General features: G+C 70.0%; 13 protein-coding genes. 12 read left to right on the top strand and 1 reads right to left on the bottom strand.

Features of this window, described 5'->3' with window-relative positions; translation table 11 throughout:
* Position 1: 1 nt before the first annotated feature.
* Positions 2–340: a hypothetical protein gene (locus KAF39_RS12390; RefSeq protein ID WP_210677525.1), complete on the bottom strand. Its 339-nt coding sequence runs from the start codon at positions 338–340 to the stop codon at positions 2–4.
* Between the two features lie 175 nt (positions 341–515).
* On the opposite strand from KAF39_RS12390, the gene efp reads away from it, so the two are divergent.
* The 12 genes from efp (at position 516) to gmk (ending at position 15,751) form a co-directional block, all read left to right on the top strand.
* Positions 516–1,076, top strand: coding sequence for an elongation factor P (gene efp, locus KAF39_RS12385; RefSeq protein ID WP_025103502.1), 561 nt, complete (start codon positions 516–518; stop codon positions 1,074–1,076).
* 3 nt (positions 1,077–1,079) lie between these two features.
* Entirely contained in the window at positions 1,080–1,490 is a 411-nt protein-coding gene (gene nusB, locus KAF39_RS12380) for a transcription antitermination factor NusB (protein ID WP_210677524.1), read from the top strand.
* Positions 1,491–1,531: 41 nt separating this feature from the next.
* The gene (locus KAF39_RS12375; RefSeq protein WP_210677523.1) at positions 1,532–4,495 is read left to right on the top strand and encodes a DEAD/DEAH box helicase; all 2,964 of its coding nucleotides are present in this window, start codon (positions 1,532–1,534) and stop codon (positions 4,493–4,495) included.
* A gap of 81 nt (positions 4,496–4,576) precedes the next feature.
* Complete coding sequence (locus KAF39_RS12370; RefSeq protein ID WP_210677522.1) at positions 4,577–6,154, top strand: Rieske 2Fe-2S domain-containing protein; 1,578 nt, start codon at positions 4,577–4,579, stop codon at positions 6,152–6,154.
* Positions 6,155–6,240: 86 nt separating this feature from the next.
* The gene (pyrR, locus tag KAF39_RS12365) at positions 6,241–6,771 is read left to right on the top strand and encodes a bifunctional pyr operon transcriptional regulator/uracil phosphoribosyltransferase PyrR (protein ID WP_210677521.1); all 531 of its coding nucleotides are present in this window, start codon (positions 6,241–6,243) and stop codon (positions 6,769–6,771) included.
* On the top strand, positions 6,768–7,733 hold the full coding sequence (locus KAF39_RS12360) for an aspartate carbamoyltransferase catalytic subunit (protein ID WP_210677520.1): 966 nt from the start codon (positions 6,768–6,770) through the stop codon (positions 7,731–7,733). The genes pyrR and KAF39_RS12360 overlap by 4 nt, the downstream gene beginning before the upstream one ends.
* Positions 7,730–9,034, top strand: coding sequence for a dihydroorotase (locus KAF39_RS12355; RefSeq protein WP_210677519.1), 1,305 nt, complete (start codon positions 7,730–7,732; stop codon positions 9,032–9,034). The genes KAF39_RS12360 and KAF39_RS12355 overlap by 4 nt, the downstream gene beginning before the upstream one ends.
* Positions 9,031–9,543 carry a hypothetical protein gene (locus tag KAF39_RS12350; RefSeq protein WP_210677518.1) on the top strand — a complete coding sequence of 171 codons (513 nt, stop codon included), beginning with the start codon at positions 9,031–9,033 and terminating at the stop codon, positions 9,541–9,543. Before KAF39_RS12355 ends, KAF39_RS12350 begins: the two co-directional genes overlap by 4 nt.
* A complete protein-coding gene (carA, locus tag KAF39_RS12345) occupies positions 9,540–10,718 on the top strand; it encodes a glutamine-hydrolyzing carbamoyl-phosphate synthase small subunit (RefSeq protein WP_210677517.1) in 1,179 nt (392 codons plus the stop codon). Before KAF39_RS12350 ends, carA begins: the two co-directional genes overlap by 4 nt.
* Positions 10,718–14,005: a carbamoyl-phosphate synthase large subunit gene (gene carB, locus KAF39_RS12340; protein WP_210677516.1), complete on the top strand. Its 3,288-nt coding sequence runs from the start codon at positions 10,718–10,720 to the stop codon at positions 14,003–14,005. Before carA ends, carB begins: the two co-directional genes overlap by 1 nt.
* Complete coding sequence (pyrF, locus tag KAF39_RS12335; RefSeq protein ID WP_210677515.1) at positions 14,002–14,847, top strand: orotidine-5'-phosphate decarboxylase; 846 nt, start codon at positions 14,002–14,004, stop codon at positions 14,845–14,847. The genes carB and pyrF overlap by 4 nt, the downstream gene beginning before the upstream one ends.
* The gene (gene gmk / locus KAF39_RS12330; RefSeq protein WP_210677514.1) at positions 14,840–15,751 is read left to right on the top strand and encodes a guanylate kinase; all 912 of its coding nucleotides are present in this window, start codon (positions 14,840–14,842) and stop codon (positions 15,749–15,751) included. The genes pyrF and gmk overlap by 8 nt, the downstream gene beginning before the upstream one ends.
* The last annotated feature ends 10 nt before the right edge of the window (positions 15,752–15,761 follow it).

Genomic DNA, 15,761 nt, shown 5'->3' with positions numbered 1-15,761 from the left:
GTCAGGGCAGGCCGACAAGCAGCACGCAGACGGTGATGCCCACGAGCGTGAGGCCCGCCATCGCGAGGAAGCATGCCGCGAGAGCGCGGAGCCGAGCGCGAACGCTCCTCACCGTGAGACGGATGACGACCATCGTCACCAGGCCCAGCACCAGCAGGAGCGCGGTCACGAGGCCGACCGTTCCCGCCGCACCGCCGCTGCGGACGATCCCGATGAGCGGCACGAGGCTGACGGCCGTGAAGAGCGCGGCGACGATGAGCCAGACGGCCCCCGACGACGTCCGCAGCGCCGGCTGGTTCGCCATCCTGGTCGGATCCCGTTCGCGGTCGTCCTCGGTCATGTCGATTCCTCCTGTCCGTGCTCAGCCTGCGCGGGGCGGTGAGCGGCGTCACGGGGGTACCCCTCCCGCACAGGAGCGTCTATCGTGCCCACGCGGCGGCCTGCACCGGGCATCCCGTAGAATCGACTGTCGGCCGACCCCGGCCCCACGGACTCAGGAACGGAACTCCTCGCACATGGCATCCACCGCAGACATCAAGAACGGCGTCGTCCTCAGCATCGACGGGCAGCTCTGGAGCGTCATCGAGTTCCAGCACGTCAAGCCGGGCAAGGGCGGCGCGTTCGTCCGCACGAAGCTGAAGAACGTCGTTTCGGGCAAGACCGTGGACCGCACGTACAACGCCGGGGCGAAGATCGACATCGAGAACGTCGACCGCCGCGACTACACCTACCTGTACACCGACGGTGACGGGTTCGTGTTCATGGACCAGACCGACTTCGACCAGATCACGCTGCCGGCCGCCACGGTCGGCGACGCGAAGAACTTCCTGCTCGAGAACCAGCAGGTCACGATCGCCCTCAACAACGGCAACCCCCTCTACATCGACCTCCCGGCGTCGGTCATCCTCGAGGTGACCTACACCGAGCCCGGTCTGCAGGGCGACCGCTCGTCCGCCGGCACCAAGCCCGCGACGCTCGAGACCGGCTACGAGATCCAGGTTCCGCTGTTCCTGGAGACCGGTACGAAGGTCAAGGTCGACACCCGCACGGGTGAGTACCTCGGCCGCGAGAAGTAAGGCGTGAGCGCCCGCACGAAGGCGCGCAAGCGCGCGCTCGACATCCTGTTCTCCGCCGACGTCCGCGGCGACGAGGTCGCCGTCGCCCTGGCGGCCGAAGCCAAGCGTGCGGCCAACGAGCCGGCCCGCGAGGCCTCGTGGCTGTACGCCCGCGAGATCGTCGACGGCATCATCGATCAGCGCGACGAGATCGACGAGCAGATCACGACGCACAGTCGCGAATGGAAGCTGGAGCGGATGCCCGCGGTCGACCGTGCGCTCCTGCGCATCGGCGCGTGGGAGATCCTCTTCAACGACGAGGTGCCCACGGCGGTCGCGATCGACGAGGCGGTGGAGCTCGCGAAGGAGTTCTCCACCGACGAGTCGGGTGCGTTCGTGCACGGGGTGCTCGCCCGCGTCGCCCGCTCGTCCTGACCTCCGCGCGCGGTGTCGGCGGCAGCGGGCAGGATCGTCCCATGATCCGCCCGCCCGCCTCCACCTCCGGCGCGCCGGGAGACGGCGCGCCCGACTGGCGCGTGCTGCTCGACACCGGCGCGGATTCCCCGTCGACGACGCCGCTCGCCCTCGGCTTCGAACTGCGAGTCCGCGACTCCCGTGGCGCCAACCCGTGGGCTTCGCGTCCGCAACGTACCGCCACGCCGCGTGATGTGGCCCAGGGTGTGGGAGAGCTCCTCCTGGGCATCCGGCCTCTGGAGCGGAGTGCCACGACGGGGTCCTGGGTGCTCGGCGCGGCGACCTGGGACGCGGTCCGCCGCGCACCGGCACAGTACGGTCGCGAGCAGTCCCGGTGGTTCGCCGACCTGCTGAGCATCGCGCGCGACACGCTACTGTCCGGCACGGCGGGGGACTGGCTCGTCGCAGACCTCATCGAGTCGCGTCTCCTCTGGAGCCATCTGCGATCCGCCACCGACCTGGGCATTCCGCTCGTCGCGGCCCAGCGCTCGACGACGCTCGTGCTGGCGGAGTCGGCGGAGCTGACCGCCGCCGTCTCCCGCGACGACGACGGCGGTCTCGTCGTCCGTCCGGTCGTGACGCTGGACGGCCGCGAGACCGAGTCGGGGACCGTGCGTCCCCTGGGCCGCGCCGGCGTGTACGCGGTGGCCCCGATCGGCGCCCGGCTGCAGGTGACGCTCGCCGAACTGCCGCTGGCGGGGCCGGCGCATTCCCTGGTCCGCACCGGCGCGCTCGTGGTACCGGCGACCGACGAGTCCGCGTTCCTCCGCGACGCCTATCCGCTTCTCGCGCGCCGGGTGGCGGTCCGCGCCGTCGGCCGCGTCGCGCTGCCCGCCCTCCCGCCACCGCGCGCCGTGCTGCGGGTGGCCTTTCGTCGCGGCGACACCGTGGAATACGTCATCGAGTGGGAGTACCGCGGCTTCGGGCGGGTCGCCTTCGTCGCGGGATCGGAGGGCATCCGCGATCCGGACGCGGAAGCGGCCGTCGCCGACCGCCTGCGCGCTGTCTGGGAGGAACGGTCGAGCGCCGTGTTCGCGCCCACGGGCGCTTTCCATGACGTCGAGGCCGCCGAGTTCATGACGCGCACGGTGCCCGCGCTCGAGGCCGAAGGGGTCACGGTGGAGGTGTCCGGCCGCCGCAAGACGTATCGCGAGCTCACGGGAGAACCCGAGATCACCGTCTCCACCGTCGAGACCACGGATCCGGACTGGTTCGATCTCGGTGTCATCGTGCGGATCGACGGACGGAGTATCCCCTTCGAGCCGCTGTTCACCGCCATGAGCGCCGGGCGGCGCAAGCTCCTGCTGGTCGACGGCAGCTATCTCTCGCTGAACCACCCGGCACTCGATCGCCTCCGCGAGCTGCTGGACGAGGCGGGCGACCTCGATGAGTGGGAGACGGGGCCGCGCCTCAGCCGCCATCAGACGGATCTCTGGGAGGAGTTCGAAGACCTCGCCGACGAGGCGCTTCCCGCCGTGAGCTGGCGTGCCACCGCCGACGGCCTCCGGCGCGCGTCCGAGGTTCCGTCCGTCCCGCTCCCGCCCGGGCTCACGGCGCAGCTGCGGCCGGATCAGAAGGAGGGGCTGGACTGGCTCGCCTTCCTCTGGTCCCATCGGCTCGGCGGCATCCTCGCCGACGACATGGGTCTGGGCAAGACGGTGCAGCTCCTCGCCCTCCTGCTGCACGCGCGCGCGTCGGGGGAGGAGCGGCCGTTCCTCGTCGTCGTCCCGACCTCCGTCCTCGCGACCTGGCGCACCGAGGCCGCCCGTTTCGCCCCGGGACTCCGTGTGGTCACCCGGGACTCCACGGCCGGCCCACCCGCGGCCGCCGTGGCCGGAGAGGCGGACGTCGTGCTCACCACGTATGCCGTCGCCCGACTCGACGAGGACGGGTTCGCTGAGGTCGCCTGGGCCGGGCTGATCCTCGACGAAGCCCAATTCGTCAAGAATCCGGCGACCAAGCTCCACCGTGCGGTCGCGCGCTTCTCCGCCGATGTGACGCTCGCGGTCACCGGCACGCCCTTGGAGAACAGTCTCACCGAGCTCTGGGCGTTGCTGAAGCTCACCGCGCCCGGCCTGTTCGCGTCCGCCCGGAAGTTCCGCGAACAGTACGTCCAGCCGATCGAACACGGGAAGGTGCCCGAGAACGCGGAGGGCGGCCCGTATCGGCAGCGCCGGCTGGCACAGCTGCGCCGCCGCATCCGTCCGCTCGTGCTCCGGCGCACCAAGGAACTGGTCGCGCCCGATCTGCCGCCCAAGCAGGAGCAGGTGCTCGAGGTCGAGCTGAGCGCCGCGCACCGCGAGCTGTACGAGACGGTGCTGCAGCGCGAGCGGCAGAAAGTGCTCGGGCTGCTGGAGGATCTCGACCGGAACCGCTTCATCGTCTTCCGCTCGCTCACGCTGATGCGCATGCTGAGTCTCGCCCCCGGTCTGATCGACGACGCCGACGCCCGTCTCGGCTCACGCAAGCTCGACGTGCTCCTGGAGCGGATCGTCGAGCTGCAGGCGGAGGGGCATCGCGCTCTCGTCTTCAGCCAGTTCACCTCGTTCCTCGACATGGCGGCCGCGCGTCTCGACGCCGCCGGCATTCCGTACGCCCATCTCGACGGCTCCACGCGCCATCGGGAGCAGGTCGTGGCGGGGTTCACCGCCGGCGAACAGCCGGTGTTCCTCATCAGCCTGAAGGCCGGGGGATTCGGTCTCACCCTGACCGAGGCCGACTACGTGTTCCTGCTCGACCCGTGGTGGAATCCCGCCGCCGAGGCGCAAGCCGTCGACCGCACGCACCGGATCGGACAGGACAGCCAGGTGTTCGTCTACCGGATGATCGCGACCGGCACCATCGAGGAGAAGGTCCTCGCGCTGCAGCGTCGCAAGGCGCGGCTGTTCACGGCGGTGCTCGACGACGATGCCCTCTTCGCGCAGAGCCTCACCGCGGACGACATCCGCGGGCTCTTCGACGCCTAGCGCGCTTTTCCCCGGCTCGTCCCGCCGGGTGCCCAGGGAGCCGTCGGTACAATCGAACGGTTCATCTTCGAGAGGAATGCAATGCGGATCACGGGACTCGGCCACGCCGGCATGTTCATCGAGACGGTGGGTGGCAACATCATCTGCGACCCGGTGCTCGGCCCGTCCTTCTTCGGGTCCTGGTTCCCGTTCCCCGACAATCGCGGCCTCGACTGGGAGCGCTACGGCCGCGAGGCCGACTTCCTCTACATCTCCCACCGCCACCGCGACCACTTCGATCCGGCGCTTCTCGAGCGCTACATCCGCAAGGACATCGAAGTGCTGCTGCCCGAGTATCCGGTCGACGACCTCGAGCAGGACATCCGGGCGCTCGGCTACACGAACATCACGTATGCGCCGGCCGGCGAGATCATGGAGCGCGGCGCGCTGAAGATGATGATCACCCCGCTCCGGGCACCGAGCGACGGCCCCATCGGCGACTCGTCGCTGAGCGTGGACGACGGCACCGGATCGATGCTGAACCAGAACGACTCGCACCCGCTCGACCTCGAGAAGCTCCTGCACTTCGGCACGCCGGACGCCTACTTCACCCAGGTCTCCGGGGCCATCTGGTGGCCTATGGTCTACGACCTGCCGCTGGACGCGAAGCAGAACTTCGCACGCCTCAAGCGCGAGGCGCAGAACAAGCGGGCGATGTACTACATCGAGAAGGTCGATGCTCCGCACGTCTTCCCGATGGCGGGCCCGCCCATGTTCCTCCGCGACGATCTCTTCGACTTCAACGGGATGGGCCGCAACGGCGAGTCCATCTTCACGGACCAGAAGCAGTTCATCGCACACATGAAGGAGCTGGCGCCGAAGTACGACGGGCAGCTCTTCGTCCCCGGGACGCTCGTCACGATCGACGGCGGTGCGGTGACCACCGAGCAGACGCTCTACTCCGAGGCCGAGCTCGCCCACATCTTCGATAAGAAGTGGGACTACCTCGAAGAGCAGCGCGCGACGAGGCAGCAGGAGATCCGCGACGAGGAGGCCTCCCGCGCCGAGATCATCCCGCCCGACGAGATGCTGGCCGCCATCAAGGAATGGTGGGAGCCGCTGCTGAAGAAGTCGCGCACCATCCGCCTCGGTGTCGGGGGACACGTCCGGTTCCGCATCGGCGAGCTCGACATGGTCGTCGACTTCCCGCGCGCCAAGGTGCGCGAGTACGCCGGCGAGGAGTGCGTCTACTGGTACACGATCCCGGCCGACCTCGTCTCGACGAACATCCGCGACCACGAGATCGACTGGTCCAACTCGATCTTCCTGTCGATGCAGTTCTCGGTCGGCCGCAGCGGCAAGTTCAACGAGTTCCTCACCACGTTCCTGAAGTGCCTCTCGGTCGACCGGATCGAATACGTGGAGAACTGGTACCAGGAGCAGACGGACCAGACGGAGGACGCGGAGATCGGCGACTGGGTCGTCCAGCGCCGCTGCCCGCATCTGCGCGCCGACCTCACCAAGACCGGGAAGGTCGACGAGGACGGCATCCTCACGTGCAGCATGCACGACTGGAAGTGGGACCTGAAGACCGGGCGCTGCCTGTCCACCAGCGGTCACCCGATCCGGTCCTCCAAGATCGACGACGTGACCGACCCGGTGCTCCGCGAGGCGAGCTGACCGGGCGGACCATCGCGGGTCCGATAGACTTGGCACCACCAAGCAACCTTTAACCCCGTCCTGTGAGGCGGAGAAGGGAGCGGCTGATGGGTGTGCGCACGGTGCTGCACCAAGCCGACATCTCACGAGCGCTGACTCGGATCGCGCACGAGATCCTCGAGTCCAATCGCGGGGCTGAGAACCTGGTCCTGCTGGGCATCCCGACCCGCGGCGTCACGCTGGGCCACCGGCTCGCCGCCCTGATCAGCGAGATCGCGCAGGTCTCTGTTCCGGTCGGAGCCCTCGATGTGACGCTCTTCCGCGACGACCTCGCCAAGCACCCGACGCGATCTCCGCAGCCGACGGAGATCCCCCCGGGCGGCATCGACGGGAAGACGGTCGTCCTCGTCGACGATGTCCTGTTCTCCGGCCGGAGCATCCGCGCCGCGCTCGACGCCCTGCAGTCCATCGGCCGCCCCGCCGTCGTGCGCCTCGCGATCCTCATCGACCGCGGCCATCGAGAGCTGCCGATCCGCCCTGACTTCGTAGGCAAGAACATCCCCTCCGCCCGCACCGAGCGCGTGAACGTGCGCCTGTTCGAGAACGACGGCGCTGAGGAGGTGACGATCGGCGAATGAGGCATCTCCTCGACACCCGCACGCTCGACCGAGCGACCGCCCTGCGCATCCTCGACGTCGCGGAGGACATGGCGGACACGCAGTCCCGCGAGGTCAAGAAGCTCCCCACGCTGCGCGGCAAGACGGTCGTGAACCTCTTCTTCGAGGACTCCACGCGCACGCGGATCTCCTTCGAGGCCGCGGCGAAGCGCCTGTCCGCCGACGTCATCAACTTCGCGGCCAAGGGCTCCAGCGTCTCCAAGGGCGAAAGCCTCAAGGACACCGCACAGACGCTCGAGGCCATCGGCGCGGACGCGGTGGTCGTCCGGCATCCGGGCTCCGGCGCCCCACAGACCCTCGCCACGAGCGGCTGGATCTCCGCGGGCGTCGTGAACGCGGGCGACGGCACGCACGAGCACCCGACACAGGCGCTCCTGGACGCCTTCACGATCCGCAAGCGCCGGTTCGGCGCGGACAGCCGGGGACGCGACCTTCAGGGCGTCCGCGTGACCATCGTCGGCGACGTGCTGCACTCCCGCGTCGCGCGATCGAACGTCTGGCTCCTCACCGCGCTCGGGGCGGAGGTCACGCTCGTGTCCCCGCCCACCCTCGTCCCGCAGAACGTGTCGCTGTGGCCGGTGCGTGTCGTCTACGACCTGGACGAGGCTCTGGCGGAAGGTCCGGACGCGGTGATGATGCTGCGCATCCAGCTCGAGCGGATGAACGCGGCGTATTTCCCCACTGAGCGGGAGTATTCGCGCCGATGGGGTCTGGACGCGCGGCGCGTGGCCGCTCTCCCGGACGGTAGCATTGTCCTGCACCCCGGACCCATGAACCGGGGATTGGAGATCTCCTCCGAAGCAGCCGATTCCCCCCGCTCGACGGTGCTGGAACAGGTCTCGAACGGAGTCTCCGTGCGCATGGCGGTGCTGTACCTGCTGCTGGCAGGGGAACGAGACGACGAACGAGGGGGAGACCAGTGAGCGAGACCCTCGTCATCACCGGCGCACAGCTGCTCGGCGCGGATGGCGCCGACATCATCATCGAGGACGGCGTGATCGCCGAGGTCGGGACCGGGCTCACCCGCTCCGGCGCCCGCGTCATCGACGCGTCGGGGCTGGTCGCGCTGCCGGGACTGGTCGATCTGCACACCCATCTGCGCGAGCCGGGGTACGAGGCCTCGGAGACGATCCTCACCGGCACCAGGGCGGCCGCCGCCGGCGGATTCACCGCCGTGTTCGCGATGCCGAACACCTCCCCGGTCGCCGACACCGCGGGCGTGGTCGAGCAGGAGCTCGCCCTCGGCGAGGCCGCCGGGTATGCGACGGTCCAGCCGATCGGGGCGGTCACGGTCGGCCAGAAGGGGGAGCGGCTCGCCGAGCTCGGCGCGATGGCGACCTCGCGGGCCCGGGTGCGCGTGTTCAGCGACGACGGCTTCTGCGTGTGGGATCCGCTGATCATGCGCCGCGCGCTGGAGTACGTGAAGTCGTTCGACGGCGTCGTCGCGCAGCACGCTCAGGACCCGCGCCTCACCGAGGGCGCCCAGATGAACGAGGGCACCGTCTCGGCGGAGCTGGGACTCACCGGCTGGCCGGCGGTCGCCGAGGAGTCGATCATCGCTCGCGACGTCCTCCTTGCCGAGCACGTCGGCTCGCGTCTGCACGTGTGCCACCTCTCCACGGCCGGCTCGGTGGACATCATCCGCTGGGCCAAGAAACGGGGCGTGAACGTGACGGCCGAGGTCACGCCGCACCACCTGCTGCTCACGGACGAACTCGTCCGCGGATACGACGCGCGGTACAAGGTGAATCCGCCCCTGCGTCGCGAAGAGGACGTGCTCGCCGTGCGGGAGGGCCTGGCGGACGGGACGATCGACATCGTCGCGACCGATCACGCCCCGCATCCGAGCGAGCACAAGGCCTGCGAGTGGCAGGCCGCCGCGAACGGCATGGTCGGTCTGGAGAGCGCCCTGCGGGTCGTCCACCAGTCGATGGTGCAGACCGGACTGCTCACCTGGACCGACGTCGCCCGGGTCATGAGCGCCGCACCGGCGCGCATCGGCCGCCTCGACGGACACGGCACGCCCCTCGCGGCAGGACAGTCCGCGCATGTGACGCTGTACGACCCGTCGGTGGACGGCGTGTTCACCACGGCCGACCTGCACGGGCGCAGCGTGAACTCGCCGTACCTCGGTCGGGCCCTGCCCGGTCGTGTGGAGTTCACCGTTCACGGCGGCACGCTCACGGTCGACGGCGGCACCGTCGTCGAGGAGCTCGGCGCATGAGCACACGGGACCTCGCGGTCGCGATCATCATCGCCCTCGCGCTGCTGATCCTCCTGTCGATGCTGTTCGCCTGGCGACGACGAGTGCGGCGCGATGCCGCGTACACGGCCCCGCTCGGGGTGCCGGAGCACGCGGAGGTGACGCGCCGCGACGAGGTGCTCTACGTGTCCACCACCCGGCACGAGCAGCCCCTCGAACGGCTCGCGATCACCCCGCTGGCATTCCGCGCACGCGGCGAGCTGGCTGTGACCGACCGCGGCATCGCGCTGGCCCTGGACGGCGCCCCGACCGTCTTCCTCGCCGCCGACCGCCTCGTCTCCGTCGACCGCGCGACCGTCACCATCGATCGCGTGGTGGAGCCCGGCGGACTCGTGCGCATCTCGTGGCACGTCGACGACGCCACCGTCGTCGACAGCTATCTGCGCCTCACCGGCGGCGACCTCCCGACCCTCATCTCCGACCTGCAGCGGCTCATCCCCGCCGCCCCTGACACAGGAGCAACGTCATGACACTCTCGACTTCCTCCCCGCAGGCCTCCGCGGCCCGCCTTCCCGATCCCGCCGTCCTCGTCCTGGAGGACGGCACCCGCCACCGCGGTCACGCCTACGGCGCCCGCGGCCGCACACTCGGCGAGGTCGTCTTCGCCACCGGCATGTCGGGATACCAGGAGACGATCACGGACCCGTCCTACGCGGGACAGATCGTGCTCCAGACCGCGCCCCACATCGGCAACACCGGCATGAACGACGAGGACACCGAGTCGCGGCGTATCTGGGTCGCCGGCTACATCGTGCGCGACCCCTCGCGCGTCGTCTCCAACTGGCGTGCGAACGCCTCCCTCGACGACGTCCTCGTGGCGGACGGCATCGTCGGCATCAGCGGGATCGACACCCGCGCGGTGACGCGCCACATCCGTTCGGCGGGCTCCATGCGCGGCGGCATCTTCTCGGGTGCCGACGCGGAGCTCGATCCGGAGGAGCAGCTCCGGATCGTCCGCGAGGCCCCGGAGATGACCGGCCTCAACCTCTCCGCACAGGTGTCCGTCGAGAGCGCGACCGTGACCCCCGCGGTGGGGGAGCGGATCGGCAACCTGGCCGTGCTCGACCTCGGCGTCAAGCAGGCGACCATCGACAACCTCGCCGCCCGCGGGTTCGACGTCCACGTCCTTCCGCAGGACGTGAGCATCGACGAGATCCGGGCGATCGAACCCGTCGCCGTGTTCTACTCGAACGGCCCCGGCGACCCCGCAGCCTCGGGCGACCACGTCGAACTGCTGCGTGCGGTGCTCGACGACGGCCTGCCGTTCTTCGGCATCTGCTTCGGCAACCAGCTCCTCGGCCGGGCCCTCGGCCTCGGCACGTACAAGCTGCCGTTCGGCCACCGCGGCATCAACCAGCCCGTGCTGGACAAGCAGACGGGCAAGGTGGAGATCACCGCGCACAACCACGGCTTCGCCGTCGAGGCGCCCCTGGAGGGCTCCTTCGACAGCCCGCACGGCTACGGCAAGGTCGAGGTCAGCCACGTCGGCCTCAACGACAACGTCGTGGAGGGCCTGCGCGCCCTCGACATCCCCGCCTTCTCGGTGCAGTACCACCCCGAGGCCGCGGCCGGACCGCACGACGCCAACTACCTCTTCGACCGCTTCCGCGACATGGTCATCGCGAACAAGAAGGACGCAAAGTAATGCCCAAGCGCGACGACATCCGCTCCGTCCTCGTCATCGGCTCCGGCCCGATCGTCATCGGCCAGGCCTGCGAGTTCGACTACTCCGGCACCCAGGCGTGCCGCGTCCTCCGCGAGGAGGGCGTCCGGGTCATCCTCGTCAACTCGAACCCGGCGACGATCATGACCGACCCGGACTTCGCCGACGCGACGTACATCGAGCCGATCACCCCGGCGGTGATCGAGACGATCATCGCGAAGGAGAAGCCCGACGCGATCCTGCCGACGCTCGGCGGTCAGACGGCGCTGAACGCTGCGATGGCGCTGCATGAGCAGGGGATCCTCGAGAAGTACGACGTCGAGCTCATCGGTGCGAAGGTGGACGCCATCAAGAAGGGCGAGGACCGTCAGGTCTTCAAGGAGCTCGTCCTCGAGGCGGGCGCGGACGTGGCCAAGAGCGTCATCGCCCACACCATGGACGACCTCCTCGCCGGCGCCGAGCAGCTCGGCTACCCGCTCGTCGTGCGCCCGTCCTTCACGATGGGCGGTCTCGGTTCCGGTTTCGCCTACGACGAGGAGGACCTGCGCCGCATCGGCGGGGCGGGTCTGCGCGACTCGCCGACGACCGAGGTGCTCCTGGAGGAGTCGATCCTCGGTTGGAAGGAGTACGAGCTCGAGCTCATGCGCGACACCGCCGACAACACGGTGGTCGTCTGCTCCATCGAGAACGTCGACCCCGTCGGCGTGCACACCGGCGACTCGATCACGGTGGCGCCGGCGCTGACCCTGACCGATCGCGAGTACCAGAAGCTCCGTGACATCGGCATCGACATCATCCGTGCCGTGGGCGTGGACACCGGGGGCTGCAACATCCAGTTCGCGGTCAACCCCGAGAACGGGCGCATCATCGTCATCGAGATGAACCCCCGCGTCTCCCGGTCCAGCGCCCTGGCGTCGAAGGCCACCGGCTTCCCGATCGCCAAGCTCGCTGCGAAGCTGGCGCTCGGCTACCGTCTCGACGAGATCCCGAACGACATCACCGGCGTGACCCCGGCGAGCTTCGAGCCGACGCTCGACTACGTGGTCGTCAAGGTCCCGCGCTTCGCATTCGAGAAGTTCCCGGCCGCGGACGCCACGCTCACCACCACCATGAAGTCGGTCGGCGAGGCGATGGCCATCGGGCGCAACTACGCCACGGCGCTGCAGAAGGCGCTCCGGTCGCTCGAGAAGCGGGGCTCCAGCTTCCACTGGGGCGAGGAGTCGCGCAGCGTCGAGGAACTGCTCGAGATCGCGAAGACGCCCACGGACGGCCGCATCGTGACCCTGCAGCAGGCGCTGCGCAAGGGCGCGACGATCGAGCAGGCGTTCGAGGCGACGGCCATCGATCCCTGGTTCCTCGACCAGATCGTCCTCATCAACGAGGTCGCCGAGGTCGTCCGTACCGCGGAGGAGCTGGACGCCGCGACTCTGCGCTATGCCAAGGAGCACGGCTTCTCCGACGCGCAGATCGCCCAGCTGCGGGGTGACAGCGAGAGCGAGATCCGCGGCGTGCGCCACGGCCTCGGCATCCGACCGGTCTACAAGACGGTGGACACCTGTGCGGGCGAGTTCCCCGCCCTCACGCCGTACCACTACTCGAGCTACGACGCCGAGACCGAGGTGGCGCCGTCCGAGCGCACCAAGGTCGTCATCATCGGGTCGGGCCCGAACCGCATCGGTCAGGGTGTCGAGTTCGACTACTCCTGCGTGCACGCGTCGTTCGCCCTCTCGGACGCCGGATTCGAGACCGTCATGGTCAACTGCAACCCGGAGACCGTGTCGACCGACTACGACACCTCGGACCGCCTGTACTTCGAGCCGCTGACGCTCGAGGACGTCCTGGAGGTGCTGGACGCGGAGGCGGCCAGCGGCACCATCCTCGGCGTCGTGTGCCAGCTCGGCGGCCAGACGCCGCTCGGCCTCGCGAAGGGCATCGAGGCGGCCGGGTACACGGTCCTGGGCACGAGCCCGGAGGCCATCGACCTCGCCGAGGAGCGCGAGCTGTTCTCGCGGCTGCTCGACGACGCGGGCCTGCTCGCGCCCCGCAACGGCACGGCGATCGACGTCGAGGGCGCGGTGCGCATCGCCGAGGAGATCGGCTACCCCGTGCTCGTGCGCCCGAGCTTCGTGCTCGGCGGCCGCGGCATGGAGATCGTCTACGGCACCGACGCGCTGCGCGACTACTTCGTGCGGACGGCGGGAGAGGTCGTCATCGAGGAGGGCAAGCCGCTGCTGGTCGACCGCTTCCTCGACGATGCGATCGAGCTGGACGTGGACGCCCTGTACGACGGCACCGACCTCTTCATCGGCGGCGTGATGGAGCACCTGGAGGAGGCCGGGATCCACTCCGGCGACTCGAGCTGCACGCTCCCGCCGGTGTCTCTCGGCCGCAGCGACGTCGACCGGGTCCGCGAGGCCACGCTGGCGATCGCAGAGGGCGTCGGCGTGCGCGGGCTGCTGAACGTGCAGTTCGCGATCAGCGCCGGCGTGCTCTACGTCATCGAGGCGAACCCCCGCGCCAGCCGCACGGTCCCGTTCGTCTCCAAGGCGCTGGGCATCCCGATGGCGAAGGCCGCGAGCCGCATCATGGCCGGCTCGACGATCGCCGAGCTCCGCGCCGAAGGCATGCTGCCCGAGCAGGACGGCTCGCGCGTGCCGCTGGACGCCCCCGTCTCGGTCAAGGAGGCCGTGCTGCCCTTCAAGCGGTTCCGCACCGCCGACGGCAAGACCGTCGACTCGGTCCTCGGCCCGGAGATGCGCTCGACCGGTGAGGTCATGGGCATCGACCGGGACTTCCCGACCGCGTTCGCGAAGTCCCAGGCCGCGGCCTACGGAGGCATGCCGACCTCGGGCACGGTGTTCATCTCGGTGGCCGATTCCGACAAGCGCGCGGTGATCCTTCCGGCGCACCGCCTCCAGCAGCTCGGCTTCACGATCGTGGCGACGGAAGGCACCGCGGAGATCCTGTCCCGCAACGGCATCGCCGTCACCGTGGTCGAGAAGTACAGCGAGACCCAGGAGTCAGGCGCCCGGAACATCGTGGACCTCATCAACGACGGGGAGATCGACATCGTCGTGAACACCCCGTCCGGTGGTGCGGCCCGTGCCGACGGCTACGAGATCCGCGCCGCGGCCGTCGCCGCGGACAAGGCGCTCTTCACGACCATCGCTGTGCTCGGCGCGGCGGTGAGCGGGATGGACGCCGCGCACGAGGGCTTCCAGGTCAAGAGCCTGCAGGAGTACGCGCAGGACCGGGTGGCTGCGGGATGACGACACGCTTCGGCGAGCGGGCCCGCGCAGCTCTCGAGACGCACGGCCCGCTCTGCGTCGGCATCGACCCCCACGCCGCCCTGCTGGCGGCGTGGGGGCTCGCCGCCGATGCGTCCGGCGTCCGCGAGTTCGGCCTGCGCGCGGTCGAGGCGGCGGCCGGACGGGTCGGCATCGTCAAGCCGCAGGTGTCGTTCTTCGAGCGGTACGGCGCGGCCGGGTTCGCCGCGCTGGAGGACGTGCTCGCCGCCGCGCGAGCGGCGGGACTGCTCGTGATCGCCGACGCCAAGCGCGGCGACATCGGATCGACCATGGCGGATTACGCGCAGGCGTGGCTGCCGGTCGGTGCTCCGCTGGAAGCGGATGCGCTGACGGTGAGTCCATATCTCGGCGTCGGTGCTCTCGATGGCGCGTTCGCGCTGGCGGAGGAGCACGGCAAAGGGCTGTTCGTGCTGGCCGCGACGAGCAATCCCGAGGCGACGGGCCTCCAGCGGGCGACGACCGCGGACGGCGCCACGGTGTCCGCCGCCGTCATCGCCGAGGTGTCGCGCCGGAACGCCGACGCGACGCCCGCGGGGGAGTGGGGGAGTTTCGGCTTCGTCATCGGTGCCACCGTGGACGCGGCGGAGGCCGGCCTCGCGCCGTTCGCGCCCGTCGCCGCGATCCTCGCGCCCGGATTCGGCGCGCAGGGCGCCACCCCGGCGGATCTCGTGCGCCGCTTCGGCCCCACCGCGGGGTCCGTCATCGCGAGCGAGAGCCGCAGCCTCCTCTCCGCGGGGCCGGCGGCCCTCGCCGAGACGATCGCCGACCGCGCCGCCCAGTATCGAGAGGTCAGCCGTGGCTGAGGAACGCCGCACCGTCCCCGAGGTCGACCGGGCCGCCGCCGCACGCCGCGCGGTCGAGCGACGCCGCGCCAGGGCCTCCCTCAAGCGCGACCTCACGATGAGGGTCGTCACCCCGCAGGCCGTGCTGCATCGTGCGACGGAGGATGCCGATTCCGTCGAGGGCTCGATGCGCATCACCGACTTCCTGCTGGCTCTCCCCGCGATCGGCGCCGGCAAGCGCGACCGGGTGCTCGAGCAGCTCCACATCTCCCCGGTCAAGCGGCTGGGCGGGCTGGGCGCCCGTCAGCGGCGGGTGCTGGAGGAGTGGCTGGACGAACGCTTCCCGGCACCCGCCCCGCGAGGCGCCCGCAGCCGGCTCCTCGTCCTCGCCGGGCCCACCGCGGTCGGCAAGGGAACGGTGGCGGCGCACATCCGGGAGAACAACCCCGAGATCCACCTGTCGGTGTCCGCCACCACGCGATCGCCGCGACCGGGGGAGGTCGACGGCGTCCACTACTACTTCGTGGACGACGCCGAGTTCGACCGCCTCATCGCCGACGGCGAGCTGCTGGAGTACGCGGTCGTGCACAACCGGTCGCGCTACGGCACGCCGCGCGCCCCGATCGACGCGGCGCTGGCCGAGGGGAAGACCGTGCTCCTCGAGATCGACCTGCAGGGCGCTCGTCAGGTGCGCGACGCGGAGCCGTCGGCGACGCTCATCTTCCTCCTGCCGCCGAGCTGGGACGAGCTGGTGCACCGACTGGTCGGCCGCGGCACGGAGGACGCTGAGGAACGCGCGCGACGGCTGCGGACGGCGAAGGTGGAGCTGGCAGCGCAGAACGAGTTCGACCACCTGATCGTGAACGAGGACGTCGCCACCGCCGCTCGCGAGGTCGTAGACTTGTCTACAAGCTCTGCGCGCTGACCCGATTCCC

Origin of the sequence: Microbacterium sp. BLY (assembly GCF_017939615.1) — a bacterium.
GTDB lineage: Bacteria > Actinomycetota > Actinomycetes > Actinomycetales > Microbacteriaceae > Microbacterium.
This window is presented reverse-complemented; position numbering and strand designations above follow the sequence as displayed.